Source organism: Cryobacterium sp. TMS1-20-1 (genome assembly GCF_004402355.1).
Classification (GTDB): Bacteria; Actinomycetota; Actinomycetes; order Actinomycetales; family Microbacteriaceae; genus Cryobacterium; species Cryobacterium levicorallinum.
Genome location: NZ_SOGF01000023.1, coordinates 48,623 through 75,200 on the forward strand (window position 1 = coordinate 48,623; position 26,578 = coordinate 75,200).

At 63.6% G+C, this 26,578-nt stretch carries 25 protein-coding genes; 8 read left to right on the forward strand and 17 right to left on the reverse strand.

Annotated elements, in window-relative coordinates:
* Positions 1-53: 53 nt before the first annotated feature.
* The 8 genes from E3O45_RS04590 to sufB form a co-directional block, all read right to left on the reverse strand.
* A complete protein-coding gene (locus tag E3O45_RS04590) occupies positions 54-1,280 on the reverse strand; it encodes a glycosyltransferase (RefSeq protein ID WP_134442102.1) in 1,227 nt (408 codons plus the stop codon).
* A gap of 61 nt (positions 1,281-1,341) precedes the next feature.
* On the reverse strand, positions 1,342-2,940 hold the full coding sequence (locus E3O45_RS04595) for an ABC-F family ATP-binding cassette domain-containing protein (RefSeq protein ID WP_134442104.1): 1,599 nt from the start codon (positions 2,938-2,940) through the stop codon (positions 1,342-1,344).
* Between the two features lie 106 nt (positions 2,941-3,046).
* Entirely contained in the window at positions 3,047-3,604 is a 558-nt protein-coding gene (locus tag E3O45_RS04600; protein WP_158251654.1) for a TetR/AcrR family transcriptional regulator, read from the reverse strand.
* Positions 3,605-3,853: 249 nt separating this feature from the next.
* Positions 3,854-4,183, reverse strand: a complete 330-nt coding sequence (locus E3O45_RS04605; protein WP_092448561.1) for a metal-sulfur cluster assembly factor — start codon at positions 4,181-4,183, stop codon at positions 3,854-3,856.
* 4 nt (positions 4,184-4,187) lie between these two features.
* Complete coding sequence (gene sufC, locus E3O45_RS04610; protein ID WP_134442107.1) at positions 4,188-4,952, reverse strand: Fe-S cluster assembly ATPase SufC; 765 nt, start codon at positions 4,950-4,952, stop codon at positions 4,188-4,190.
* 55 nt (positions 4,953-5,007) lie between these two features.
* A complete protein-coding gene (locus E3O45_RS04615; RefSeq protein ID WP_092340113.1) occupies positions 5,008-5,334 on the reverse strand; it encodes a non-heme iron oxygenase ferredoxin subunit in 327 nt (108 codons plus the stop codon).
* Between the two features lie 2 nt (positions 5,335-5,336).
* Positions 5,337-6,575, reverse strand: coding sequence for a Fe-S cluster assembly protein SufD (gene sufD, locus E3O45_RS04620; protein ID WP_134442109.1), 1,239 nt, complete (start codon positions 6,573-6,575; stop codon positions 5,337-5,339).
* The gene (gene sufB / locus E3O45_RS04625) at positions 6,576-7,994 is read right to left on the reverse strand and encodes a Fe-S cluster assembly protein SufB (RefSeq protein WP_134442110.1); all 1,419 of its coding nucleotides are present in this window, start codon (positions 7,992-7,994) and stop codon (positions 6,576-6,578) included.
* Between the two features lie 335 nt (positions 7,995-8,329).
* Between sufB and E3O45_RS04630 the strand changes: the two genes are divergently transcribed.
* On the forward strand, positions 8,330-9,304 hold the full coding sequence (locus E3O45_RS04630; RefSeq protein WP_241985227.1) for a heme A synthase: 975 nt from the start codon (positions 8,330-8,332) through the stop codon (positions 9,302-9,304).
* A 226-nt stretch (positions 9,305-9,530) separates the two neighbouring features.
* Positions 9,531-10,118 (forward strand): hypothetical protein, encoded by a 588-nt coding sequence (locus E3O45_RS04635; RefSeq protein ID WP_134442114.1) that lies wholly within the window; start codon positions 9,531-9,533, stop codon positions 10,116-10,118.
* Between the two features lie 22 nt (positions 10,119-10,140).
* On the opposite strand, the gene E3O45_RS04640 is transcribed toward E3O45_RS04635, so the two are convergent.
* Positions 10,141-11,061 carry a heme o synthase gene (locus E3O45_RS04640; RefSeq protein ID WP_134442116.1) on the reverse strand — a complete coding sequence of 307 codons (921 nt, stop codon included), beginning with the start codon at positions 11,059-11,061 and terminating at the stop codon, positions 10,141-10,143.
* 324 nt (positions 11,062-11,385) lie between these two features.
* On the opposite strand from E3O45_RS04640, the gene tkt reads away from it, so the two are divergent.
* From tkt to pgl, 6 genes are all read left to right on the forward strand, one after another.
* Positions 11,386-13,479, forward strand: coding sequence for a transketolase (tkt, locus tag E3O45_RS04645; RefSeq protein ID WP_134442117.1), 2,094 nt, complete (start codon positions 11,386-11,388; stop codon positions 13,477-13,479).
* A gap of 115 nt (positions 13,480-13,594) precedes the next feature.
* The gene (tal, locus tag E3O45_RS04650; RefSeq protein WP_134442119.1) at positions 13,595-14,722 is read left to right on the forward strand and encodes a transaldolase; all 1,128 of its coding nucleotides are present in this window, start codon (positions 13,595-13,597) and stop codon (positions 14,720-14,722) included.
* Positions 14,722-16,323: a glucose-6-phosphate isomerase gene (locus E3O45_RS04655; protein WP_134442121.1), complete on the forward strand. Its 1,602-nt coding sequence runs from the start codon at positions 14,722-14,724 to the stop codon at positions 16,321-16,323. Before tal ends, E3O45_RS04655 begins: the two co-directional genes overlap by 1 nt.
* 155 nt (positions 16,324-16,478) lie before the next feature.
* Complete coding sequence (gene zwf / locus E3O45_RS04660; RefSeq protein ID WP_134442123.1) at positions 16,479-18,020, forward strand: glucose-6-phosphate dehydrogenase; 1,542 nt, start codon at positions 16,479-16,481, stop codon at positions 18,018-18,020.
* Positions 18,017-18,973 (forward strand): glucose-6-phosphate dehydrogenase assembly protein OpcA, encoded by a 957-nt coding sequence (locus tag E3O45_RS04665; RefSeq protein ID WP_134442124.1) that lies wholly within the window; start codon positions 18,017-18,019, stop codon positions 18,971-18,973. Before zwf ends, E3O45_RS04665 begins: the two co-directional genes overlap by 4 nt.
* Before the next feature lie 2 nt (positions 18,974-18,975).
* The gene (pgl, locus tag E3O45_RS04670; RefSeq protein ID WP_092448722.1) at positions 18,976-19,761 is read left to right on the forward strand and encodes a 6-phosphogluconolactonase; all 786 of its coding nucleotides are present in this window, start codon (positions 18,976-18,978) and stop codon (positions 19,759-19,761) included.
* A gap of 104 nt (positions 19,762-19,865) precedes the next feature.
* Here pgl and E3O45_RS04675 read toward each other — a convergent pair whose 3' ends face one another.
* The 8 genes from E3O45_RS04675 to rapZ form a co-directional block, all read right to left on the reverse strand.
* Complete coding sequence (locus tag E3O45_RS04675; RefSeq protein WP_092107849.1) at positions 19,866-20,234, reverse strand: RNA polymerase-binding protein RbpA; 369 nt, start codon at positions 20,232-20,234, stop codon at positions 19,866-19,868.
* A gap of 143 nt (positions 20,235-20,377) precedes the next feature.
* Positions 20,378-20,629, reverse strand: coding sequence for a preprotein translocase subunit SecG (gene secG / locus E3O45_RS04680; protein ID WP_092107845.1), 252 nt, complete (start codon positions 20,627-20,629; stop codon positions 20,378-20,380).
* Positions 20,630-20,761: 132 nt separating this feature from the next.
* Positions 20,762-21,562, reverse strand: coding sequence for a triose-phosphate isomerase (gene tpiA / locus E3O45_RS04685; RefSeq protein WP_174843050.1), 801 nt, complete (start codon positions 21,560-21,562; stop codon positions 20,762-20,764).
* On the reverse strand, positions 21,553-22,767 hold the full coding sequence (gene pgk / locus E3O45_RS04690) for a phosphoglycerate kinase (protein WP_134442126.1): 1,215 nt from the start codon (positions 22,765-22,767) through the stop codon (positions 21,553-21,555). Before pgk ends, tpiA begins: the two co-directional genes overlap by 10 nt.
* 9 nt (positions 22,768-22,776) lie before the next feature.
* Positions 22,777-23,784, reverse strand: a complete 1,008-nt coding sequence (gene gap / locus E3O45_RS04695; RefSeq protein ID WP_092448548.1) for a type I glyceraldehyde-3-phosphate dehydrogenase — start codon at positions 23,782-23,784, stop codon at positions 22,777-22,779.
* Between the two features lie 123 nt (positions 23,785-23,907).
* A complete protein-coding gene (locus tag E3O45_RS04700; RefSeq protein ID WP_134442128.1) occupies positions 23,908-24,534 on the reverse strand; it encodes a superoxide dismutase in 627 nt (208 codons plus the stop codon).
* 100 nt (positions 24,535-24,634) lie between these two features.
* Positions 24,635-25,615 carry a DNA-binding protein WhiA gene (gene whiA, locus E3O45_RS04705; RefSeq protein WP_134442130.1) on the reverse strand — a complete coding sequence of 327 codons (981 nt, stop codon included), beginning with the start codon at positions 25,613-25,615 and terminating at the stop codon, positions 24,635-24,637.
* A gap of 84 nt (positions 25,616-25,699) precedes the next feature.
* Entirely contained in the window at positions 25,700-26,575 is an 876-nt protein-coding gene (gene rapZ / locus E3O45_RS04710; RefSeq protein WP_092448545.1) for an RNase adapter RapZ, read from the reverse strand.
* Between the last annotated feature and the right edge of the window lie 3 nt (positions 26,576-26,578).

The following is a 26,578-nucleotide window of genomic DNA, read 5'->3' on the forward strand; positions in this document are numbered from 1 at the left end:
CCTCAACGCTCGAGCTGGCCCACTTCGCTGGTCGAGCCCGACGAGACGCCTCCTCAGGCGACGGCGCGGTGGTGCTGCCGAGCCTCGGTCGCGTCGTCGAGGAGACCGCGGTACACCCGAACCAGCGACGCTGCCGAACGGTTCCAATCCAGACCGAGGGCATGCTTGCGAGCAGCCAGCGACAGTTCGCGTGCCAGGGTCGGGTCGGACAGGATCTGCGCCATCGCGTCGGCCCAGACCCGCGGTTCGCGGGATTCCAGGACCAGTCCGGTGATCCCATCGACAACTGCTTCACGCAGGCCACCGGCCGCCGAAGCGACGACGGGCACACCGCTCGCGGCCGCTTCCAGTGCCACCAGACCGTACGTTTCCGAGTGGGAAGGCACGAGCACCAGGCGGGCACCGCTAAACAGTTCAGCCAGGTGCGCATGGGACTGCGGCCCAACAAAGCGGATGCCGGACAGACCGGCCCGTTCGGCGAGCTGTCGGAGCTCCTCAACGTATCCGGAGTAGTCGACTGAGGCATCACCGGCAATAACTAGGTCGGGACGCAGGCCCGCCGGCAGTGCAGCGATGGCCTGAATCGCCAGATCAAGGCCCTTCAGCGGCTGCAGACGCGCGGCGACGACGGCGTAACCGCGCTCGGCCGCGCTGCCGGCGGGCTGGCGTTTGGGTGAGAACAGGTTGCTGTCCACCCCTGGAAGCACGATGCTGGTTCGGCTCGCCGAGCCGCCGAGCCGCCCGGAAATCGTGGCGGCCTCCGCCGCACTGATCGCCACCAGCGCGTCGGACTCCTGCGCCAGCCGCGCTTCTCCGCGCATCCGTCCCGGTGATTCGGCGCGTTCTCCGGCCGAAAGCGGAGACGCATCATCCGCTGCAATGCTGTGGAAACTCTGAACGTGCGGGACGCCCCAGTTGCGGGCGACGGGAAGCGCTGCCATGCCGGAAAACCAGTGATGTGAGTGGATGATGTCGACCGGCTCGAGAGCGTTGAGCCGGTCGGAGAACTCATCGATATAGTTCTCGTGCGTGCCCTTGGACAGCGCTCGGGCGGGCCCGGCGGCTAGAAACCGCAGCGTGAGGCCCTCGGCCAGCTGTTGCGATTCGGGCTGATCCGCCGCTGACCGCCGAGTCAGAATCGTCACACGGTGTCCAAGGGCGGCCAGCTGCTCGGCCTGATGCCGCACGACGACGTTCATACCGCCGGCATCGCCGGAGCCAGGGTCCGTGCCCGGTGAGGTGTGCAGGCAGACCAACGCGATGCGCAGTGGCGATCTCATCGATATCACGCTCTAGTCCTTTTGCCTGGGTCACCGACAGGTGACCGGATCACGGAATTGGTTAAGACAGCTCGATCAGGTCGAGGTAGTCCTTGTTCCAGTGGTCCTCTGTGCCCTCGGGCATGATTAGGACGCGCTCGGGGTTGAGGGCCTGCACGGCGCCCTCATCGTGGCTGACCAGAACGACGGCGCCGGCGTAGTGGGCGAGGGCGTCGAGGATCTCTTCGCGGCTGGCCGGGTCGAGGTTGTTAGTGGGCTCATCGAGCAGCAGCACGTTGGCACCGGAGACCACGATCATGGCCAGGGCCAGACGGGTCTTCTCTCCACCGGAGAGTACGCCGGCCGGCTTGTTCGAGTCATCGCCGGTGAACAGGAACGAACCGAGCACGCGACGTGCTTCCATCTCGGTGATGCTCGGCGAGGAGGAGACCATGTTCTCGAGCACCGAACGCTTCACGTCGATGGTTTCGTGTTCCTGGGCGTAGTAACCGATGCGCAAACCGTGACCGGGTTCGATCGAACCGGTGTCCGATTCATCGACGCCGGCGAGCATGCGCAGCAGGGTTGTCTTTCCGGCACCGTTGAGGCCAAGGATGACGACCTTGGATCCGCGGTCGATCGCGAGGTCGACCGCGGTGAAGATTTCGAGGGAACCATAGCTCTTCGAGAGGTCCTTGGCCATGAGCGGTGTGCGACCACACGGTGCTGGCTCGGGGAAGCGCAGTTTGGCAACGCGTTCAACGGCACGCACGGCGTCGAGGCCGGAGAGCAGCTTCTCGGCCCGGGCAACCATTTGGTGGGCTGCAGCGGCCTTGCTGGCCTTGGCCCCGAACTTCGCGGCCTGCAGCTGCAGGGTCGAGGCCTTTTTCTCGGCGTTTGAGCGTTCCTTCTTGCGACGGTCGGCATCCGCTGTGCGCTGGAGGAGGTAGTTCTTCCAGTTCATGTTGTAGATGTCGATCATCATGCGGTTCGCATCGAGGTAGAAGACCCGGTTGACCGTTTCGCCGACGAGTTCGATGTCGTGGCTGATGATGATGCAGCCGCCCTTGTAGTTCTTGACGAACTCGCGCAGCCACGCCACCGAGTCGGCGTCGAGGTGGTTGGTGGGCTCGTCGAGGATCATCATCTCGGCGGCCGAGAACAGGATGCGAGCGAGTTCGATGCGACGACGCTGGCCACCGGAGAGGGTGCTCAAAGCCTGGTCGAGAATGTGGTCCGGCAGTTTCAGGTTGCTGGCAATGGATGCGGCTTCGGCTTCGGCAGCGTAGCCGCCAAGGCCGTTGAACTCATCGGTCAGACGCCCGTACTTCTTCATGGCGGCGGCGGCGATCTTGGGATCGGAATCGGCCATGGCCATGCTGGACTCCTGCATGCCTAGGGCAATAGTGCCGAGGCCGCGGGCGTCCAGAATGCGCGTACGCGCAAGCATGCTCGGGTCGCCCGCACGCGGGTCCTGCGGCAGGTAGCCGATCTCGCCGGAGTGGCTGATCGAACCCTTGGTTGGGTTTGTCTCCCCGGCAAGGGTCTTCGTCAGCGTCGTCTTGCCGGCACCGTTACGGCCGACGAGGCCGATCTTGTCGCCGCTCACGACGCGGAAGTTGACGCCCTCCATGAGCACGCGGGCTCCAACGCGGATTTCGAGATCTTGCACGTTGAGCACAGCAATAGTCCATTCGAAGTGTTTGTACGGGTGTGAAGTGTGGGTGGGCCAGAGCGGTCCAACTCACTAGTATATTTGCCCTCAGGCTGTGCTCGGCACACGGCGCCTACAGTAGGGACGCCAGAAGCGACTTTTCCAGCCAATTCAGGTACGCCTCCGTCGACCAACCGAGGGACAGCACGAGGGTACGAAACGTGTGCGGGTGGGCCAGCGCCCACATCGTCGCGGCCGCCTCGTGGTCGCTGATGCCACCGCGCAGTCCGCGCTTTTCCCGAAGCGCAGCCGCCACTTCGCCGAAACCGTGCAGCCGGGCAGCGTCCCGTTTCTGCTCGAACTCCCCCACGTCCGGATCGACAACGGCCGCTTCGCTGACAATGCGCAGAATGCCCGAGGTGCGCTCATTCACGAGCGCACTTGACCGGGCCAGAATGCGGATGACCTCGGTCGCCGTTCGCGCCTCAGCAATGCGTTCGCGTGTAGCCCCCGATAGCAACGCCGGTGCCCCCGGTTCCGCGGCCACTCGATCAAGAACCGCCGCGAGTAATTCCGCCTTCGACCCCACGGAGTTGTAGATGGTCTGCACCACCACGCCAGCCTCCGCCGCGATCGCCGCAACCGAGGTGCCCACGTATCCGCGCTCGAGCATGAGGCGCCCCGCAGCCATAACAATCTCCGCCCGCGTACTCGCCGCCTGCGCCGTACGCCGCCTCATGGCCCCGTTTTCCCCTATATCCATACAACTAGCATACCGATCTACTGAGTAGAAACCTTTTCTAAAGCAGATGTCGTGGTGTGACGCGCCGGGACGGGTCACCTGCTATTGCTCGGACATTGAGGTTTCGGCGCGACCCGAACCAGTCAGACCGAAGGCCCCGCCTGCGGTGCAGGCGGGGCCTTCAAGATAGAACTATAGCTACATAGCGAAGCCGAGGGCTCGCATCATGTCGCGACCATCGTCGGTGATCTTCTCCGGACCCCACGGCGGCATCCAGACCCAGTTGATGCGGAACTGGTCGACGACGCCATCGAGCGCCTCCGCCGTCTGCTCCTCGATCACGTCGGTCAGCGGGCAGCCGGCCGAGGTGAGCGTCATGTGCACGATGAGCGCGTCATTCTCGTCGTCCCAGCCGAGGTCATAGATGAGTCCAAGGTCGACGACATTGATGCCGAGCTCCGGGTCCATGACGTCCTTGAGAGCTTCTTCGATTTCGTCGAAGCGGGCCGGACTGAGTGTTGAGACCATACGACTAGCCTACGTTCGACGGGACAAGAAAGCGATCGTAACCTTCGTCCTCGAGGCGGTCGGCGAGCTCGGGGCCGCCCTGTTCGGCGATGCGTCCGTTGACGAAGACGTGCACGAAATCGGGGTGGATGTAGCGCAGGATGCGCGTGTAGTGCGTGATGAGCAGCAGTCCAAGGCCGGTGTTGGCCTTAGCACGGTTGACTCCCTCGGAGACGATCTTGAGCGCGTCAACGTCGAGGCCGGAGTCGGTCTCGTCGAGTACGGCGAACTTGGGCTTGAGAAGTTCAAGCTGCAGGATCTCGTTGCGCTTCTTCTCGCCACCGGAGAAGCCCTCGTTGACGTTGCGCTCGGCGAAAGCCTTGTCCATGCGCAGGTTGGCCATCGACTCGCGCACATCCTTGATCCAGGTGCGGATCGGCGGGGCTTCGCCCTCGATGGCCGTTTTGGCCGTGCGCAGGAAGTTCGTGACGGTGACTCCGGGAATCTCGACCGGGTACTGCATAGCGAGGAACAAGCCGGCGCGGGCACGGGCATCCACTGTCATCTTGAGCACGCCAGCGCCGTCGAGGAGGATGGAACCGCTCTCGACGTGATACTTGGGGTGGCCGGCGATCGTGTAGGCGAGGGTGGACTTGCCGGAGCCGTTCGGGCCCATGATGGCGTGGATTTCGCCCTCGTTGATGGTGAGGTTGACGCCGCGCAGAATCTGCTTGGTGCCCTGGTCGGTCTCGACGCTGACGTGCAGGTCGATAATTTCAAGAACAGACATAAATGTCTTATCCCTTTCTAAAAATGGCTGGTGAGGCGGTTGCTTTAAGGAGTGACTAGACCGCGACGGTGACGGAAGGATCGACGAAGACAAAGCCGTCGATGAGTTCAACGTTGTAGACCGGGACCGGGTCGTAGGCCGGCAGCGAGAGCGGCTTGCCGGTCGTGAGGGAGAACATCGAACCGTGAGCCCAGCACTCGAGAGTCTGGCCTTCCACGAATCCCTCCGACAGGGAGATATCGCCGTGCGTGCAGGTATCACCGATGGCGAACACATCGCCGGCGGCGTCACGCACAAGGGCGATGGCGACCCCGTCGATTTCAACCTTGACGGCCTGGTTTACTTCGAGCTCATCGAGAGCGCAAATCTTCGTCGCGGCCATGCTTAGTCCGTTCCAATAAGTTCGGCTTCGATTGCGAGCTGCAACCGAGCTTCGAGTTCCGGGGAACCGATCTGCTGTACGACCTCGGTGAGGAATCCGCGTACGACGAGCCGACGCGCTTCGTCCTCGGTGATGCCGCGAGACTGCAGGTAGAACAGCTGCTCATCGTCGAAACGACCGGTGGCACTGGCGTGACCGGCTCCCACGATGTCGCCGGTTTCGATCTCCAGGTTCGGGATGGAATCGGCGCGAGTGCCCTCGCTGAGCACGAGGTTGCGGTTCTGCTCATAGCTGTCGGTACCAGCGGCCTTGTTGCCGATCAGCACGTCGCCGATCCAGACCGTGCGGGCGTCCTGGCCCTGCAGTGCGCCCTTGTAGTTGACGCGGCTGCGGCTCTTCGGAGCGTCGTGGAAGACGTACACCTGCTGTTCCAGGTGCTGACCGGCATCGGCGAAGTAGAGACCGAGTAGCAGCGTGTCGGAGCCGGGTCCGGCCAGACGCACAGACGGGTTCACCCGCACGATGCTGCCACCGAGCGAAACAACGACGTGCTTGAGGCGCGCATCGCGACCAATGGATGCAAAATGGTTGGCCAGGTGCACCGCCGAGTCGTCCCATTCCTGCAGCGAGACGACCGTGAGGTTGGCGGACTCGCCGAGGATGATCTCGACGTTTTCGCTCAGCCGGGCGTCGCCCGTGTTCGCCAGGATGACCGTGGCCTGGCTGAACGGCTTGGCCTCGATGATGGTGTGCGCGCCGCGGGCGGAGTTCCCGAGGGCCGATCGCGTGACCGTGATCTCCTTGGCCTCTTCGCCGCTCACCGTGATGGCGAGGGCGTCCTCGAAAACACCCCAGGCGTTCGCGGCGGCGCGTTCTTCCGGCAGACCGGCGGTGCCGATGCGGGCATCCGTTCTGGGGACCCACTCGACGGAGACGTCCTCCGACGGGGTGGACGTTATCTCGTAGCGCGAGCCGTCGAGGGTACCGGCGGTGAGATCGGTGAACTTCGCGACGGGCGAGAGCTTCCAGACGGCTTCGCGGCCGGTGACGGTCTCGAAGTCGGCGACGTTGACACTCTTGAAACGATCCGATCGGGTTTGTACCGGCACGTAGCCGAAACGTCCATCGGAGTGTTTCTTGATTCCGTGCTGACCGGCCGGCAGAACCGACTCGGGCGCGGGTGTGGATGATTCGGGCACAGTTGTTGACGCGCTCTTCGAAAGCGCTGAAGCGGCGGACATTTAGCCGACGGATCCTTCCATGCCCATTTCAATGAGCTTGTTGAGTTCGAGGGCGTACTCCATCGGGAGCTCCCGGGCGATCGGTTCGATGAATCCACGAACGATCATGGCCATGGCTTCGTCTTCGGGCATGCCGCGGCTCATCAGGTAGAAGAGCTGCTCGGCGCTGACCCGGGAAACGGTGGCCTCGTGACCGAGCTGCACGTCGTCGACGCGAATGTCGATGGATGGGTAGGTGTCGGAGCGCGACGAGGTATCGACGAGGAGTGCATCGCAGCGCACGGTGTTGGCGGAGTGGTGCGCGGAGGCATCCATTCGAACCTCACCGCGGTATCCGCTGCGCCCACCACCGCGAGCGATGGACTTGGAAACGATCGACGACTGCGTGTACGGAGCCATGTGGATCATCTTGGCGCCGGCATCCTGGTGCTGGCCGGGGCCAGCGAAGGCCACCGAAAGCGTCTCGCCCTTGGCGTGCTCGCCCATCAGATAGATGGACGGGTACTTCATGGTGACCTTGGAACCGATGTTGCCGTCGATCCACTCCATCGTCGCGCCTTCGCCGGCTGTGGCCCGCTTGGTGACGAGGTTGTAGACGTTGTTCGACCAGTTCTGGATGGTCGTGTACCGAACGCGGGCGTTCTTCTTCACGACGATCTCGACCACGGCGGAGTGCAGCGAATCGGACTTGTAGATCGGGGCCGTGCAGCCCTCGATGTAGTGAACGTAGCTGCCCTCGTCGGCGATGATCAGCGTGCGCTCGAACTGGCCCATGTTCTCGGTATTGATGCGGAAGTACGCTTGGAGGGGAATTTCAACGTGCACGCCCGGGGGGACGTAGACGAAGGATCCGCCGGACCAGACGGCCGTGTTGAGCGCGGCGAACTTGTTGTCGCCGGAGGGAATGATGGTGCCGAAGTACTCCTCGAAGAACTCTGGGTGTTCCTTGAGCGCCGTGTCGGTGTCCATGAAGATGACGCCCTGAGCTTCGAGCTCTTCGTTGATCTGGTGGTAGACGACTTCGGACTCGTACTGGGCGGCGACACCGGAGACGAGGCGCTGACGCTCGGCCTCGGGGATACCGAGCTTCTCGTAGGTGTTCTTAATGTCGTCGGGCAGGTCTTCCCAGGTCTGGGCCTGCTTCTCCGTGGACCGCACGAAGTACTTGATATTGTCGAAGTCGATCTCGGAGAGGTCGGCGCCCCAGGTGGGCATGGGCTTGCGTTCGAACAGCTGAAGTGCCTTCAGTCGTCGCTGCAGCATCCACTCCGGCTCGGATTTCAGGTTCGAGATGTCAGTGACAACCTCGGGAGAAATACCACGACGAGCGGATGCTCCGGCCTTGTCTGAGTCGGCCCACCCGAATTCGTAGGTGCCGATCCCCTCAAGGTCGGGACGGTCTAGCAGGACATCCGACATATTAACCTCTTCTCTACCCATCACAACCCGGATATTAGTCCGGTCATTCCCACGGTGCCTCCAACGGAGACGGGGGAACGGGTTGTCTGGACAGCTACGTTGCGTACCTAGAATATTCATGGAGCATCGCGATGAATCCGAGCCCTGCGGCCCGGATTGAATCCCTAGATCGGATGACCGCGGGAAGGATCTCCATGGATGTTGCAATGCTACAGGTTGATCAGCGGGATTCGCGTGCTTGCCGGTCGATTCACATTTGGACACGGCACGATTAGAACGCACGGATGATAAGCACGACAGAGAGAGCAGAACCGGTGAATCGGAAAAATCAGGGCTTGTCCAGTGCGATCGGCGCAGTATACCGGGTCGTCAGCCAGAAAATTCACGACTGGTTACCGAGCGCTGTCGACCGACGAATCCGGGTCGTCGCCTGGCTGTCACTCGTGACGGAGATCCTGATCGTCGGCACCGGAGGCGCCGTACGCCTCACCGGTTCCGGACTGGGCTGCCCGACCTGGCCGACCTGTGTTGCCGGATCGCTCGTGCCGACGCCGGAGATGGGCCTGCACGGCGTTATTGAGTTCGGCAATCGCCTGATGACCGGACTGATCGGCATTATTGCGATAGCAGCCGTCGTGCTGCTGTGGCGACTGCGCACCGACCGCAAGGATCTGTTCAAGCTCGCCGTCATTCTTGGCGTTGGCGTTCTCGCGCAGGCCCTCGTCGGCGGCGTCACCGTGCTGACCGGTCTCAACCCGTTCATCGTCGGATTTCATTTCATGGCCTCGCTGATCATGGTGTGCATCGCCACCGTGCTGGTGCACCGGGTTTACCTCCCGTCGGGACCGCGCGCCCTCGTCGTACCGGTCGGCTTCGCCGGGCTTGCCCACGCCACGAGTTTCGTGGTGGCACTGACCGTGGTGATGGGAGTCGTGACCACCGCCTCCGGACCGCATTCGGGTGACGCCGAGGCTGGTCGTACCGGTTTCAACGCTGAATTGCTCGAGCACCTGCATGCCTGGCCGGGCTACGCGACGCTGGTCCTGACGATCGTGCTGCTCGCGGCATCCGTTCGAGGCAAGCTGCCCGTGCGTAAATTCGTCGTCACGTTACTCGTGGTCGAGCTTGTCCAGATTGCGGTCGGCCTGCTGCAGGCAAACCTGGGCCTGCCGCCGGTGCTCGTCGGGCTGCACATGGTGCTCGCCTGCGTGCTCGCCGCGGCGATGACCGCCGTCGTGCTGAACCTCAAGGCTCCGACCACCCTCACGGACCGGGTACCCGAAACGACGCACGAGCGCGCTCGCAGCTAACTGAACACGATCGAGAGTCGCGAGACGACACCTTCGCCCCACGGACACGCCTGGTACGGGAGAGACGACACATCCGGCCCCGTGAGCTGCTTTGAATGGGCCGAATACGTCATCACACGCGCATGAAGGAGCCGATGATGGCACCTCAGGGCGCAGCGCAAGTACCCCGATCGGAAATTGCCGCGCGGCACTCCCCCGGCGGTGGCCTCCGGTGTATTCTCCAGACATGCACCTCGCGCCGGGAGCCAAGTCGAAGCCGCCAGACGACGCGGCGCGCCTTGCCCTGTTCGGACCGCCGGTGTTCGGCTTCGTGCCGCAACGGCGTATTCAGGAACGCGGCTGGAGTTGGTACGGCAATCACGGTCGCACACTCGAAGCGCAGGCCCATTACTGGCTCGCCGATCCCACGGGCAATTTCTGGTTCGAGGATTCGCCGGCCGGCCCGATCGGCATCGCCGAATTGCGCGGATTCGTATTCACCGACGTGCCGGGTTCAACAAATCGGGGCGGAGACCCCATTCGTGATGCACTCAACCAACACTTGCAATATATCGTGATGAACTATGCCAAGAATCCCTACGAGTTCGGGTCTGAACTCTGGGCCGGACGGCACACACAGCAGCAGGCGGAGATCGAGCTAGCGCTGGCGCACCGATCGAACCTGATCGTCGACGACACGGCCCTGCCGGCCATCACCGTGACGGCGTCCGATTTCACAGGTACCGCGATGGCCGTGGCCGGACGCGTGGTGACCGTCGTGATTCACTCGGCCGATGTCGGCAAGATCGACGCCCGCCTCACCCGCCGGGTCTAGCGCGGGCTGTGGCTGGTCCCGATTAGAACGGCAGCAGCGGGTCGATTCCGACGGCCACGAACAGCAGGGTCAGGTAAGCGATCGAGCCATGGAAGACGCGCATCGGCGATACATGCTCGTGCCGGATGGCCAGGCTGTACAGGCGGTGCGTCTCGTAGATGAACCAGCCGCCGGTGACGAGCGCGACGAAGGTGTACAGCAGCCCCATGTCAGCGATCGGGACCAGCAGCAGCGAGCAGGCGACGGTGGCCCAGGCGTAGAGGATGACCTGCAGTCCCACCTGGGCACGGCCGCGCACTACGGCGAGCATCGGCACGCCGGCGGCCTGGTAGTCGGCGCGATACTTCATCGACAGAGGCCAGTAGTGCGGCGGCGTCCAGAGAAAGATGATCATGAACAGAATGACCGGCGGCCACGACAGGTCGCCAGTCACGGCGGCCCAACCGATCAGCACGGGCATGCACCCGGCCACACCGCCCCAGACGATGTTCTGCGGGGTGCGACGCTTGAGAATGATCGTGTAAAAGACGACGTAGAGCAAAATGGCACCGAACGACAGTGCGGCGGCGAGCCAGTTGGTCAGCAGTCCCAGCCAGAGAATGGATGCCGCGCCTAACGCCCACGCAAAGATCAAGGCTTCCCGGTCACTCAGTTCACCGGTGACAAGCGGACGGTTCTTCGTGCGCTTCATCAGGCGGTCGATATCGCGATCGAGGTAGCAGTTGAACGCTCCAGCGGAACCAGCGCTGAGGGCCCCTCCCACGAGAGTCGCCAGGATCAGCCAGAGGCTGGGGATGCCCCGTTCGGCGAGCAGCATCGTGGGTGCGGTTACTACCAGGAGCAATTCGACGACTCGCGGTTTAGTCAGGGAGATATAAGCCTTGAGGGTGCGCTTCACTGTGCGCGGTCCGCTTAGGACCGGGGTCTTCAGGGCGACGTTCATTGTTCCTCTAACGCTAGGCAGGTCTTTTTAGTGTAGGTCACCCACTGCCCCTTCCCGACAATGGACATGTCACGTCATATAGAGCGTCCCGCCGCAAACTTCCCTATACTTATAGTGCTCCCCACAGTGAATCAGTAGTTCGGCGAGCCCCCGGGTGGGAGATGGCGGCAACAGCAGGCCAACTCGCTGGGGGTGACATTTCACCTGCATTCTCGCGTCGGGATGGCGCGGCCCCGCAGTGTGAGACGGTTGCCGACACTTGCACATCTATCAAAGGATGGGTTGAGCTCAACCCGCCTTCGCTTCAATGAAGGGTTACGTGACGTGGCAGCTTTCCAATGGGATTCCATTGACGATCAGGCGGTTAACACCGCACGCATTCTCGCGGCTGACGCCGTTGAAAAGGTTGGGAACGGGCACCCGGGTACAGCAATGAGCCTCGCTCCCGCCGCGTATCTTTTGTTTCAGAAGATCATGCGCCGGGACCCGGCCGACAACGACTGGCTCGGTCGCGACCGTTTCATTCTCTCGGTCGGCCACAGCTCGCTGACCCAGTACGTGCAGTTGTACCTCGGCGGCTACGGCCTCGAGCTTGAAGACCTCAAGGCCCTCCGTACCTGGGGATCCAAGACCCCCGGCCACCCGGAGTATGGGCACACCGCCGGCGTCGAGATCACCACCGGCCCGCTCGGCCAGGGACTGGCCTCCGCCGTCGGCTTCGCCTACGCCTCACGCTTCGAGCGTGGCCTGTTTGATCCGGATGCCGCCACCGGCGCCAGCCCGTTCGACCACTTCGTCTACGTCATCGCCGGCGACGGCGACCTGCAGGAAGGCATCACGAGCGAGGCATCCTCTCTCGCCGGCCACCAGCAGCTCGGCAACCTGATCGCGATCTACGACAGCAACCAGATCTCCATCGAAGACGACACCAATATCGCCTTCACCGAAGACGTCGCCGCTCGCTACGCCGCCTATGACTGGCACGTGCAGACGGTGAATTGGAAGAAGACGGGCTCCTACGTCGAAGACGTCGCCGAGCTGAATGCGGCCATCGAGGCTGCCCAGAACGAAACCGGCAAGCCCAGCCTGATCATCCTCAAGACGATCATCGGCTGGCCGAGCCCGAAGAAGCAAAACACCGGCAAGATCCACGGTTCCGCGCTCGGCGCCGAAGAGCTCGCCGGAGTCAAGACGGTTTTGGGCTTCGACCCGGAGAAGACCTTCGACGTGGCCCCCGAGGTCATCGCCCACACCCGCCTGGCCCTCGATCGCGGCGTCACCGCGCACGCCGAGTGGACCGTGCAGTTCGATGCCTGGGCGACGGCCAACCCGGAGCGCAAAATTCTGCTCGACCGGGTCCTCTCCGGCGATCTGCCTGACGGCGTCGACGAGGCCCTCCCGGTCTTCCCCGGCGGCACCGCGGTATCGACCCGCGCGGCGTCCGGCAAGGTTCTCACCGCCCTCGGCGGCGTCATCCCCGAACTGTGGGGCGGTTCGGCCGATCTTGCCGAATCCAACAACACCACTATCGGCGGCGCTGCCTCGTTTATTCCGAGCGAGCACTCCACCGGTGAATGGTCGGGCAACGAGTACGGACGGGTGCTGCACTTCGGCATTCGCGAGCACGCCATGGCCGCCATTCTCAACGGCATCGTGCTGCACGGCAACACCCGCCCGTTCGGCGGCACCTTCCTCATCTTCAGCGACTACATGCGCCCCGCGGTGCGTCTGGCCGCACTGATGAAGGCTCCGTCGATCTTCGTCTGGACCCACGACTCCGTCGCCCTCGGCGAAGACGGCCCGACCCACCAGCCGGTCGAACAGCTCGCCACCCTGCGCGCCATTCCCGGACTCGACGTGGTTCGCCCCGGCGACGCCAACGAAACCACCTGGGCCTGGAAGACCATTCTGGAACGCCGTAATGGTCCGGCCGGCATCGCGCTGACCCGCCAGAACATTCCGGTCTACGAGCGCGGTGAGGGCGCAGCATCTGACGAGGTCTTCGCCTCGGCCAAGAACGTCGCCCGCGGCGCCTACGTCCTGGCCGAAGCGGCCGGCGGAACCCCGGACGTCATTCTGATCGGCACCGGCTCCGAGGTGCAGCTCGCCGTGGACGCCCGCGCCCAGCTCGCCGCCGAGGGCATCAACGCCCGCGTGGTCAGCGCCCCCTGCCTCGAATGGTTCGAAGAGCAGAGCAGCGACTACCGCGAATCGGTGTTGCCCGCAGCCGTCACCGCACGGGTGTCCGTCGAGGCCGGCCTCGCGCTGACCTGGCGTGGCTACGTCGGCGATGCCGGCCGCAGCATCTCAATCGAGCACTTCGGGGCATCCGCTGATTACCAGACGCTGTTCCGCGAATTCGGAATCACCACTGAAGCAGTCGTCGCCGCCGCCAAGGAATCAATTAACGCAGCGTGACGTTGTCCCGTATGTATCGATCAGTACTGCGGGCCAATATCAGTTGGACCATGCCTCTCCACTGAACCGCTACAGTATCGCTGCCTGACGGCAGCATTTATAGGAGATTTTAGAAATGACTACCCCCTCCCCCCTCGCCCAGCTGTCCGCAGCCGGCGTCAGCATCTGGCTCGACGACCTGTCCCGTGAACGCATCAACTCCGGCGGTCTGCAGGACCTGATCAAAAACAGCAACGTCGTTGGCGTCACCACCAACCCGACCATCTTCGCCGGAGCCCTCGCCAAGGGCGAGGCCTACACCGACCAGGTAGCGACCCTGGCCGCCGCCGGCACGAACGTCACCGACGCCGTCTTCGCCATCACCACGGACGACGTTGCCGCCGCCTGCGACATCTTCCGCCCGGTCTACGACGCGACCCAGGGGCAGGACGGCCGCGTCTCGATCGAGGTCGAGCCGAGCCTCGCCCGCGACGCAGCCGGCACGGTCGCCGAGGCCCAGCAGCTCTGGAAGAAGGTCAACCGCCCCAACGCGATGATCAAGATTCCCGCGACGGTCGAAGGGCTCGAAGCCATCACGGCGACCATCGCCCTGGGTATCAGCGTCAACGTCACCCTGATCTTCAGCCTCGAGCGTCACCGCCAGGTCATCAACGCCTACCTGGCTGGGCTCGAGCAGGCCAAGGCTGCCGGCATCGACCTCTCAACCATTCACTCGGTTGCGTCGTTCTTCGTGTCGCGCGTCGACTCCGAGATCAACACCCGCCTCGAAGCCATCGGAACCCCCGAAGCCCTCGCTCTGAAGAGCAAGGCCGGCGTCGCCAACGCGCAGCTTGCTTACCAGGTCTACGAACAGGCCTTCAGCAGTGAGCGTGCCCTCGGCCTGATCAAGGCCGGCGCCACCAAGCAGCGCCCGCTCTGGGCCTCGACCGGCGTCAAGGATGCCAGCCTGCCCGACACCCTGTATGTGACCGAACTGGTTGCCCCGGAGGTCGTCAACACGATGCCCGAGAAGACCATGATGGCTGCAGCGGACCACGGCGTTATCCCGGCCGACTCGGTCACCGGCTCCTACGCCGCTGCCAATGCTGTGCTCGACGCACTGGGAGCGCAGGGCGTCTCGTACGATGACGTCACCCGACTGCTCGAAGAAGAAGGCCTCTCGAAGTTCGAGGTGTCCTGGAACGAACTGCTCGACACCGTGCAGACGGCCCTCACCGCAGCGTCGACAACCGCGGCAGTCTAATGAGCTTTCGCATCTCGGTGAGTGGCTTGGCTGCCGATGCTGTACGCGCCACCGTACCGACGCTGGTGACGGATCTCGTCGCCTCCGGCGTCACCGGCCTCAACCCGGCACTGTGGGGGCCGGAGGCGGAAGCCGAGGCCGCACTGCGCCTCGGCTGGACCGAATCCGTCGTGGTGTCCAGGCCGCTCGTGGCCGAGATTCTGGAGTTGCGGGCCACCCTGCAGGCGCGCGGCGTCACCCAGGTCGCCCTCGCCGGCATGGGCGGATCGTCGCTTGCCCCCGAGGTCATCACTCGCACGGCTGGCGTGAACCTCACCGTTCTCGACGCGACCGACCCCGGGCAGGTGCTCGCTGCACTGAACGACAACCTCGTGGGCACCGCTCTCGTGGTGTCGTCGAAGAGCGGCTCGACCGTCGAAACCGACAGCCAGCGCCGCGTGTTTGAGCGTGCGTTTCGTGCCATTGGAATCGATCCAGCCGAACGTATCGTCGTGGTGACCGATCCAGGATCGCCACTCGAGGCATCCGCTCTCGCGGACGGTTATCGCGTCTTCAACGCCGATCCCAACGTGGGCGGTCGCTACTCCGCACTGACCGCGTTCGGCCTCGTACCCTCGGGCCTGGCGGGCGTTGACATCGGTGCGCTTCTCGACGAAGCAGAGTCCATCTCCCTGGCTTTGGCCGTTGACTCCCCAGAGAACCCGGGGCTCGTGCTCGGAGCGGCGATCGCCGCGACCAGCCCGCGCCGCGACAAGCTCGCCATCGTCTCGGACGGCACCCACATTGTGGGCTTCGCCGACTGGGTCGAACAGCTCATCGCCGAATCGACCGGCAAGCTCGGCACCGGCATCCTGCCGGTCGTGCTCGAACTCCATGCCCCGGAACTGACCGAAACGCTTCCCGATGTGCAACTCGTGCGGGTCGTCGCTGACGCCGGTACCGAGTTGTTCAGCGAAACCGGCGACGAGATCCGCGTCAGCGGAACCCTCGGTGCACAGTTTCTGGTCTGGGAATACGCGACAGTTGTCGCCGGGCGCCTGCTCGGTATCAACCCGTTCGACCAGCCAGACGTTGAATCCGCGAAGATCGCGACCCGCGGTCTGCTGGACGCCCGCCCCGCACCGGAACCCGCCGCGTTCATCGCTGACGGTATCGAAGTGCGCGGCACGCCACACGTCATCGGTGCCGCGAGCGACCTCGCCTCGGCCGTTGATGCACTGCTCGAGGAGCTCGGCCCCGACGGCTATGTGGCCGTGCAGGCCTACGTCGACCGGCTGGCATTGCCCGAGCTGGCCGAGGTTCGCAATAAGCTCGCCGCTCTCTCCAAGCGCCCAGTGACCTTCGGCTGGGGACCGCGTTTTCTGCACTCCACCGGTCAGTTCCACAAGGGTGGAACGGCAACCGCCGTCTTCCTGCAGATTCTGACCACACCGGCGGAGGACCTCGACATTCCAGAGCGTCCCTTCACCTTTGGTGAGCTCATTCAGGCACAGGCCAGCGGCGACGCGAGCGTACTCGCTGAGCACGGTCGGCCCGTGTTGACACTAACGCTGACCGACCCCAAGCAGAACATCAGCACGCTTTTCGACGCCTTAAGCTAACCAATCGGGGTTCCTCTCGGCCAGCAGCCGCGAGGACCCCCCCCCCCCCCNTCCTCTCGGCCAGCAGCCGCGAGGCCCCCCCCCCCCCCGCTTGCGCATCACCCGATTTTTTTTCGTGTCCTCAATTTTCTGCACTGTCCCGTTAAAGGAGCTGCATGTCCCCGGTGGAAATTACCCCGGAGTTTAATCCGCTCAGGTCGCCGTCCGACTATCGTCTGAATCGAATCGCCGGGCCGTCCAGCCTCGTGATCTTCGGCGTCACCGGTGACCTCGCGCGCAAGAAACTCATGCCCGCGGTCTATGACCTCGCCAACCGGGGGCTGCTGCCGCCCGGCTTTGCCCTGGTGGGCTTCGCCCGCCGCGACTGGGACAACGAGGACTTCATGCAGGTTGTGCATGACGCCGTCAAGGAACACGCTCGCACCGACTTTCACGAAGATGTCTGGGCGCAGCTGGCCGAAGGCATCCGTTTCGTTTCGGGCACCTTTGACGATGACGAGGCGTTCGCTCGATTGACGCAAACCATTGACGAGCTCGACCGAGAACGCGGAACGATGGGCAACCATGCGTTCTACCTCGCCATTCCGCCAAAGGCGTTCCCCCTCGTCACCGAGCAGTTGCGCCGTTCCGGCCTGGCCGAGCAGAAGAACGGCCAGTGGCGACGTGTCGTCATCGAGAAACCGTTCGGGAGCGACCTGAAAACGGCCCGTGAGCTCAATGATGTCGTCGAGTCGGTCTTTCCACCCGACTCCGTCTTTCGCATCGACCACTACCTCGGCAAGGAGACGGTGCAGAATATTCTGGCGCTGCGATTCGCCAACGAGATGTTCGAACCGCTGTGGAACGCCAACCACGTCGAGCACGTGCAGATCACCATGGCCGAAGACATCGGTGTCGGGGGTCGTGCCGGATACTACGACGGTATCGGCGCGGCTCGCGACGTGATTCAGAACCACCTACTGCAGCTGCTCGCGCTCACCGCCATGGAAGAGCCAATCTCCTTCGACGCCGCCGACCTGCGCGCGGAGAAAGAAAAGGTTCTCGCCTCGGTGCGGCTCCCCGCCGACCTCGGCCTCGGTACCGCCCGCGGGCAGTACGCCGGCGGCTGGCAGGGCGGCGAAAAGGTCGTCGGTTTTCTCGAAGAAGACGGGATGAACCCGGACTCGGTCACCGAAACCTATGCTGCCATGCGTTTGACGATCGACACCCGACGTTGGGCTGGCGTTCCGTTCTATCTGCGTGCAGGCAAGCGCCTCGGACGTCGCGTCACCGAAATTGCCGTGGTCTTCAAGCGGGCCCCCCAATACCTGTTCGCGCCCGGCCAGACGGCCGAACTCGGACACAATGCCCTCGTGATTCGGGTGCAGCCGGACGAAGGGGTCACTATTCGGTTCGGCTCGAAGGTTCCGGGAGTGGTCATGCAGGTTCGCGACGTGACCATGGACTTCGGCTACGGGCACGCTTTCACCGAAGCCAGCCCTGAGGCCTACGAGCGACTCATCCTTGACGTCCTCCTCGGCGACCCGCCGTTGTTCCCCCGCCATGAAGAGGTCGAGCTGTCCTGGAAAATTCTGGACCCGGTGGAAGAATACTGGGCCACCCAGGGCCAGCCGGAACAATACCGCCCCGGTACCTGGGGCCCCACATCCGCTGACGACCTATTGGCCCGCGACGGCCGCACCTGGAGGCGACCATGATCGTCGATCTGCCCAACACGACCACCGCGAAGATCTCCAAGGCGCTCGTGCGCATCCGCGAGGAGGGTGGTGCGGTCGCCCTCGGCCGAGTGCTGACGCTGATCATCGCCTCCACCCTCGGACACGAAGAGGAAGCCATTGAAGCCGCCAACGATGCCTCGCGGGAACACCCCATGCGAGTCATCGTCGTGTCGACCCAGGACAACGATGAAACGGATGCGACTGCTCGCGTCGATGCGGAAATTCGCGTCGGCGGGGATGCCGGCGCGAGCGAGGTCATCGTTCTGCGCGTCTACGGTGATGCCGCGAACGATCCGGAAAGCCTGGTCACCGGCCTGCTCTTGTCGGATGCTCCCGTCGTCGCCTGGTGGCCGGGCACCGCGCCGGCCGTTCCCGGCGACTCGCCGCTCGGCCGCATCGCCTATCGCCGGATCACGGATTCCTCTGCCCAGCCGGACCCGCAAGCGGCACTGCACCAGCTGTGCGGCACTTATCGTCCCGGCGACACCGACTTCGCCTGGACCCGACTGACGCTCTGGCGGGCCCAGTTGGCGGCCGTTCTGGACCAGCCACCCTATGAGCCGATCATCGGCATCCAGGTGACCGGTGCCGCAGCCTCGCCCTCGACCACGCTGCTCGCTGCCTGGTTGCAGATGCAGCTGCAGGTGCCCGTGGACTGCGTCCTGACGACGGGCCCCCTGGCCAATGGTGTGCACGGTGTACATCTGACGCGCGCGTCCGGGACCATTTCCCTCGAACGCGAGATTCCCGATATTGCCACCCTCACCCAGCCGGGCCAGCCGATGCAGGACCTGACGCTCAAGCGCCGCAGCCTGCGCGATTGCCTGGCCGATGAGCTGCGCCGACTCGATCCCGATGAGCTGTATGGTGAGGTGATCACGCGCGGCCTGCCGCAACTCGATGACGTGGTGGCACAAAGAACCGGAGCGTGACCGTGACCAATGAACGACGCGTGCTGCTGCACCAGAACAAGCAAGCGCTGGCCGGGTCGGTCGCTGCACGCTTTCTGACCAACATGGTTGACGTTCTACACGAACAGGACGAGGCCAACGTCGTGCTCACCGGCGGTTCCGTGGGCATCGCCGTTCTGGCTGCCATCAACGAGTCGGCCGCCCGTGACACCATCGACTGGTCCCGGGTGAATTTTTGGTGGGGCGATGATCGTTGGCTTCCCCGCGCCGATCCGGAACGTAACGAGTTGCAGGCGCGCGAAGCACTTTTGGACCACATCTCGGTGCCTGCGGAAAATATTCACGCTTTCGGAGCGTCCGACGACGACGTCGAAGCGGGGACGGATGCCCTCGACGCTGCGTCCGCCCACTATGCGGCGGAGTTGTTGGCTCGAGCCCCCGAGGGATCCCAGTACCCTCGTTTTGACGTCACGTTTCTCGGAGTCGGACCCGATGGCCATATCGCGTCGCTCTTCCCGCACCGATCGGGTATCCGCGAGCGTGAAGCCAGCGTCATCGCTGTGCGTGACTCCCCCAAGCCCCCGGCCGACCGGCTGTCCCTGACTCGGCCCGTAATCAACTCGTCGGATCGCGTCTGGCTGGTGCTGGCCGGATCTGACAAGGCGTCGGCGCTCGGGCTGGCTCTCGCTGGAGCCAGCCGCGACGAGGTACCCGCTGCCGGGATCAAGGGCCGCTACCACACCGTGTTTTTCGTGGACAACGACGCAGCAGCCCAAGTGCCGGAAAGCCTGATCGCGGCTGCCTACTAGGCTTTCCGAGGGCATCCGCTGGATCGGATACCCTGATCAGGCTTGGAAAACAACAAAAGGCCGGCTCTCGATTTCTCGAGAGCCGGCCTTTTGGGTGGTGCAGATCAGTTCGTAGGCGACAGCTTGCCCCGACGAACGCGCAACTGGTTGAGTGCTTCTTCAAGGAGCGACTCGGCCTCTTCTTCGGTACGACGCTCCTTGACATACGCCAAGTGGGTCTTGTAGGGCTCGAGTTTCACGACCGACGGAGGATTCTCCTTGTCCCGGCCAGCGGGAAGCCCCGACGACGGGCAATCAATGGTCACCGGAATCTCTTCATCGGGCAGGCTCGCAGCAAAGTACCGTACCGTCTCATTGCCCAAAGCATCCCAGTATGAGACCTTGATGCGGTCCGCGTGAAAACCGCGGTCCTGCTCGCCCATGGGCCCCGCGCCTACACGCGAGCCACGAATTGCGCTTCCGCCTGATGCCATCTTGTTCCTCCGTTGACTCGTGCAGTCGTGCGCTGCAGGTTCGAGCTGTGATTGGTGCTACTGCTGTAGACAATGTGCCGTGAAAGCCTGTGCACGACAAAGTGCACCGGAAACCTCAGGGTAACTCCGCACTGGTCGAAAAGTTAAGCCCCTGTGTCAAACTTCGTGATCAATCCGAGAACGACGATGCAGGAGATCCAGAGCAGGCCCAGAATGATCGTGATCCGATTGAGGTTTCGCTCGGCCACCCCCGACGCTCCCAGGTTGGAAGTCACACCGCCGCCGAACATGTCGGAGAGCCCACCACCCCGCCCCTTGTGCAACAAAATGAGCATGGTGAGCAGGAGGCTCGTAATACCGACGAGCACCTGCATGACGACCTGGAGAATCTCCACACGAAACCTTTCAAAACACGGTGGACGCAACTCTGGCGCCCAGACCATCGTAATTATACCCTTCAGCCCACAAGCGGGGCGGTTGCCACACGGGCAACCCCCTCGCTCACGACCGGGAGGGTGCGCGTCGGTTTAGAGACCGACGTGCTTTTGATAGCGGATGATGCTGGAGAACTCTGGAATATCCAGGCTCGCACCGCCGACCAGGGCACCGTCAACATTGGGTTCGCGCATGAACGCGGCGATGTTGCCGCTTTTGACCGAACCGCCATAGAGGATGCGGGTCTTGTCGGCGACGTCCTGCCCAAGCAGCTCGGTGAGAACGCCGCGTAGGGCTGCGGCGACCTGTTCGGCCTGTTCAGGCGTTGCCGCCTGTCCGGACCCAATGGCCCAAACCGGTTCGTACGCGACGACGATATCGGCGGCGTTGGTGACGCCGGCGAGGGCGGCACGCAGCTGAGCCACGGGAACGGCGCTTGGACCGTGAACGGCGAGGTCTACAGCACTTTCGCCCACGCAGATCAGCGGCACGAGATTGTGCTTCAAGGCTGCGGTCACCTTCGCGGCGACCTGCTCATCGGACTCATTGTGCAGGGTGCGGCGTTCGGAGTGCCCGATGATGACGTACTGGCACTCCAGCTGAGCCAGGAACGCCCCGGAGATCTCGCCGGTGTAGGCTCCGGATTCCTGCGCCGAGACATCCTGCGCACCAAAGGCGAGCGGCAGCTTGTCGGCCGAAACCAGGGTCTGCACGCTGCGCAGGTCGGTGAACGGCGGAAAGACTGCCACCTCCACGGCGGCGAAATCATGATTGGCGTCCTTGAGATTCCAGGCGAGCTTCTGCACGAAGGCGATGGCCTGGAGGTGGTCCAGGTTCATCTTCCAGTTGCCCGCAATCAGCGGTGTGCGCCGAGGGTTAATGTTCACTGCCATCCGAGGACCTCCAGTCCTGGCAGGCGCTTACCTTCGAGGAACTCGAGGCTGGCACCGCCGCCGGTAGAAATATGACCAAATTGGTCGTCGTTGAAACCGAGAATACGCACGGCCGCGGCGGAATCGCCACCGCCGACCACGCTGAGGCCGGTGACCTCGGTGAGTGCAGCGGCCACGGTACGGGTGCCCTCCGCGAACGGTGCGAGTTCAAAAACGCCCATCGGGCCATTCCAGAACACCGTGTTCGATGCCCGAATTATTTCGGCAAACGCCAGAGCGGTGTCTGGTCCGATGTCGAGGCCGAGTCCGGCTGCGCCGAACGGGGTGTTCTCGATACCGTCGGCCGGTGTGATGATGTGTTCGGCATCTGCACCGAATTTCGAGGCGACAACGACATCGGTGGGGAGCACGATTTTGACCCCGAGGCGATCCGCCTCGGCCAGGTAACCGCGAACCGTGTCGATCTGATCGCTTTCGAGCAGGCTCGCGCCGACCTGGTGCCCCTGCGCGGCCAGGAAAGTGAATAGCATTCCGCCGCCAATCAGCAGCGAATTCACGCGCGGCAACAGGTGACCGATGACGCCGAGCTTGTCGCTCACCTTGGACCCGCCGAGGATGACCGTGTACGGCGCCTCTGGCTTTTCGGTGAGGCGATCAAGCACGTCGAGTTCGGCCGCGATGAGCAGTCCGGCAGCGCTCGGAAGGAGCGAGGCGAGATCGAACACGCTGGCCTGCTTGCGGTGGACAACGCCGAAGCCATCCGAAACGAGCGCGTCGCCGAGCAGCGCAAGCTGCTGGGCGAACGCGACGCGATCGGCATCCGTTTTGCTGGTTTCTCCGGCGTTGAAGCGCAGGTTTTCCAGGACGACGATTTCACCGTTCTGCAGCGCTGCCACGGCCTCGGTGGCCGAGGCTCCGACGGTGTCGGTGGCGAAGGCGACCGGAAGGGCCACCAGTTCGCTCAGGCGAGCAGCGACCGGCTTCAGGCTGTACTGGGGATTAACAGCCCCGTTGGGACGCCCGAGGTGAGAAACAATCACCACGCGGGCGCCCTGAGCGACGAGGGCGTTGAGGGTGGGCAGTGACGCCCGCACTCGTCCATCGTCGGTGATCTGCCCGTTTTTCAACGGAACATTCAGGTCGAAGCGGACAATAACCCGCTTGCCGGTGAGGGAACCAAGCGAGTCAATCGTGCGTAACGTCACCGGGGGCCGTTAGAGTCGCTCGGCGACGAACTCGGTGAGGTCAACGAGGCGGTTGGAGTAACCCCACTCGTTGTCGTACCAGGAAGCAACCTTGACCTGGTCGCCGATCACCTTGGTGAGGCCGGCGTCGAAGATCGAGGAGTGCGGGTCGCCAACGATGTCGCTGGAGACGATCGGGTCCTCGGTGTAGCTGAGGATGCCCTTGAGGGGGCCCTCGGCTGCAGCCTTGTAGGCGGCGTTCACTTCTTCGACCGTGACCGGGCGCGAGGCCGTCAGGGTGAGGTCGGTGATCGAGCCGGTCGGAACCGGAACGCGCAGCGCGTAACCGTCGAGCTTGCCGACGCTCTCCGGGATGACCAGGCCGAGTGCCTTAGCGGCACCAGTAGAGGTCGGGATGATGTTCAGCGCGGCGGCACGGGCACGACGAAGGTCGCTGTGCGGGCCGTCCTGCAGGTTCTGGTCTGCGGTGTAGGCGTGGATCGTGGTCATGAGGCCACGCTCGATGCCGAAGTTGTCCAGGAACACCTTGACGAGCGGCGCGAGGCAGTTCGTGGTGCAGGACGCGTTCGAGATGATGTTGTGAATCGCCGCGTCGTAGGTGTCTTCATTCACACCGAGCACAAGCGTGGCAACGTCAGCACCGGTTGCCGGGGCAGAGACGATGACCTTCTTGGCGCCGGCCTCGATGTGCTTCTGCGCGTCGACGGCCTTGGTGAAGCGACCGGTGGACTCGATGACGATCTCGACGCCCAGGGCTGCCCAGGGGAGGTTGGCCGGGTCGCGCTCGGCGAGCACCTTGATGGGCTTGCCGTTGACAATGATATTGTCACCGTCGACCTCGACCGAGGCGTTCAAACGACCGGCGACGGAGTCGTACTTGAGCAGGTGTGCGAGCGACGCGGGGTCGCTGAGGTCGTTGACGGCGACGATTTCGATGTCGCTGCCCTTCGCGAGGGCTGCGCGGAAGTAGTTACGGCCAATACGGCCGAATCCGTTGATGCCGATCTTTACGGACACAAATAACTCCTGTTAGAAAAGGGCGCCGACTGGCGCGATGAAAAGTGATGCACTACTGGGTACTGGAGGAAAACAGCGGTGCCCCGCCCGCGCACCGAAATGCTGGGGTGGGGCACCGGCAGGCTACGAGAGTAGCAGCAGGCCGTTGGTCTTCTCGCGTGCGACGGTGAAACGCTCCTGAACGTTCGCCCAGTTGGCGATGTTCCAGAATGCCTTGACGTAGTCAGCGCGCACGTTGCGGTAGTCGAGGTAGTAGGCGTGCTCCCAGACATCGAGCATGAGAACCGGAACGGTACCAGCAGCGAAGTTGGACTGCTGGTCGAAGAACTGCTGGATGATCAGGCGCTGGCCAATGGGGTCCCAGGCTAGAACTGCCCAGCCGGAACCCTGCACGCCCAGGGCAGCGGCGGTGAAGTGCGCCTGGAACTTATCGAAGGAACCGAAGTTGTCATCGATCGCGGCGGCGAGTTCGCCGACCGGCTTGTCTCCACCGTTCGGGGAGAGATTGGTCCAGAAGATGGAGTGGTTGACGTGGCCGCCGAGGTTGAAGGCGAGGTCCTTCTGCAGCTTGTTCACGTTGGCGAGGCTGCCGCTGTCGCGGGCCTCGGCGAGCTGGGCCAGCGCGGTGTTCGCGCCGGTGACATACGCCTGGTGGTGCTTGCCATGGTGGAGTTCCATGATGGCACCGCTGATGCTGGGCTCGAGAGCCGAGTAGTCATAGTCAAGGGTGGGCAGGATATATTCAGCCATTACTTATCTCCTCTTCAGTGGTGGCGCCACATCGGATGCGGCGACCTTGTAAGCACATTCAAGTGTACCTGCGCGGTTCCCAGGCACAGAATTGATGACGTCAGGCGTCTTCCGGGTGAACCGGGTAGGGAACGTCGGTTCCCTCGATGCCAAGCTCGACCGCTTTCTTGTCTGCCATGGCGAGCAGGCGGCGGATCCGGCCGGCGACGGCGTCCTTGGTCATCGGCGGATCGGCGTGGTGGCCCAGTTCATCAAGGCTGGAGTCACGAAAATTGAGGCGGAGATCGCCGGCATAGCGCAGGTGTTTGGGGATATCTTCGCCCAGGATGTCCATGGCGCGCTGAACGCGGGCACAGGCGGCGACCGCGGCTTCGGCCGAACGGCGCAGGTTCGCGTCATCAAAGTTGACCAGCCGGTTGGCGGTGGCACGCACTTCGCGACGCTGCCGCAGTGTCTCCCAGCTGAGCACGGTGTTGGTGGCACCCATGTGCACGAGCATCGCCCCGATGGCATCGCCGTCACGGATGACGACCCGGTGCACCCCGCGAACTTCGCGCGCCTTGGCCGCGACGCCGAGGCGTCCGGCAGCGCCGACCAATGCCATGGCGGCTTCGTTGCCGGGGCAGATGACCTCGAGGGCCGCCGAACGGCCCGGATCCGTCAGAGTGCCGTGGGCGAGGAAGGCTCCGCGCCAGACGGCGGCGATTTCTTCCTTCGAGCCGGTGGTGAGACGGTTGGGCAGACCTCGAATCGGGCGCCGACGGGCATCCAACAGGCCCGTCTGTCGTGCCAGTGTCTCCCCACCCTCGATGACCTGCACGAGGTAGTGGCTGGACTGGCGCAGGCCGGCGGCGGCAATGACCTGCAGGGCGCTGCGCACTCCGTAGAGCTCGGCGAGGTCCTTCCGCACCCGGCGAGCCAGAATGGCCGTGTCCAGTTCGGATTCGATCGCGATGCGGCTGCTGATCATGTGCAAACCTCCGGAGAACCGAAGAATAGTGGCCAATTCGGCCGCGCGCACGGTGGTCTTGGAGACCTCCACGCGCGAAAGTTCGTCTTTAACGTCGGCGGTGAGTGCCAATCGCTTTTCCATTCTGTTGATCAGTTGCGTTAGGTCTGAGGGATGAGAGTGCGGTGGAGCAGCGGATGCTGCGCCCGGTCTCGCTTATTCGCGTCCGAGGTCGCGGTGCTTGATATTAACCACGACTCCGGGAAGTTTTTCGAGTCGGGACGCCAGTTCCCGGGCCATGGCGACGGAGCGATGTTTGCCTCCGGTGCAGCCGATACCGATCGTGGCATGGCGTTTGTTTTCCCGCTGGTACCCGGCCAAAACCGGTGCCAGGGCGGCCGCATAGTGGTCGATAAATTCGAGGGCACCATTTTGGGCAAGTACAAAGTCTCTCACTTCCGGATCGACACCGGTGTGCGCCCGCAGCTCTGGGATCCAAAACGGGTTCGGCAGGAAGCGAGCATCGGCCACCAGATCGACATCCGTCGGCAGGCCGTACTTGAAGCCAAAGCTCATAATGGTGAGCTGCACGCCGGCCGATCCGGCTGCGGCGAATCGCTCAGTGATGGCCGTCGCCAGCTGGTGCACATTGAGGTCTGAGGTGTCGATGACCAGGTCGCTGGACTCCCGCACGGTCAGCAGGCGAGACCGCTCCGCCGCGATGCCATCGAGCAGGGTGCCATCACCCTGCAGAGGGTGCGGCCGACGTACCGATTCGAAGCGGCGCACGAGCGCGTCATCCCGCGCTTCGAGGAAGATCACCTGAACCTGCGTGTTACTTCTCAATTGCTGCACGGTTTCGAGAAAGTCACCGAACAGATCGCGGCCGCGAATGTCGACCACGGCGGCGATCTTGGGCAGGTTGGTACCGGCACGTTCGACCAGATCGACCAGGGGCCGAAGCATTTGCGGGGGCAGATTATCGACGACGTACCAGTCGAGATCTTCCAGCGCATTGCCGACGGTCGAACGACCCGCCCCGGACATTCCCGTGACGATCAGCACTTCCTGCTTGTCGGGATCCGTAGTCATACG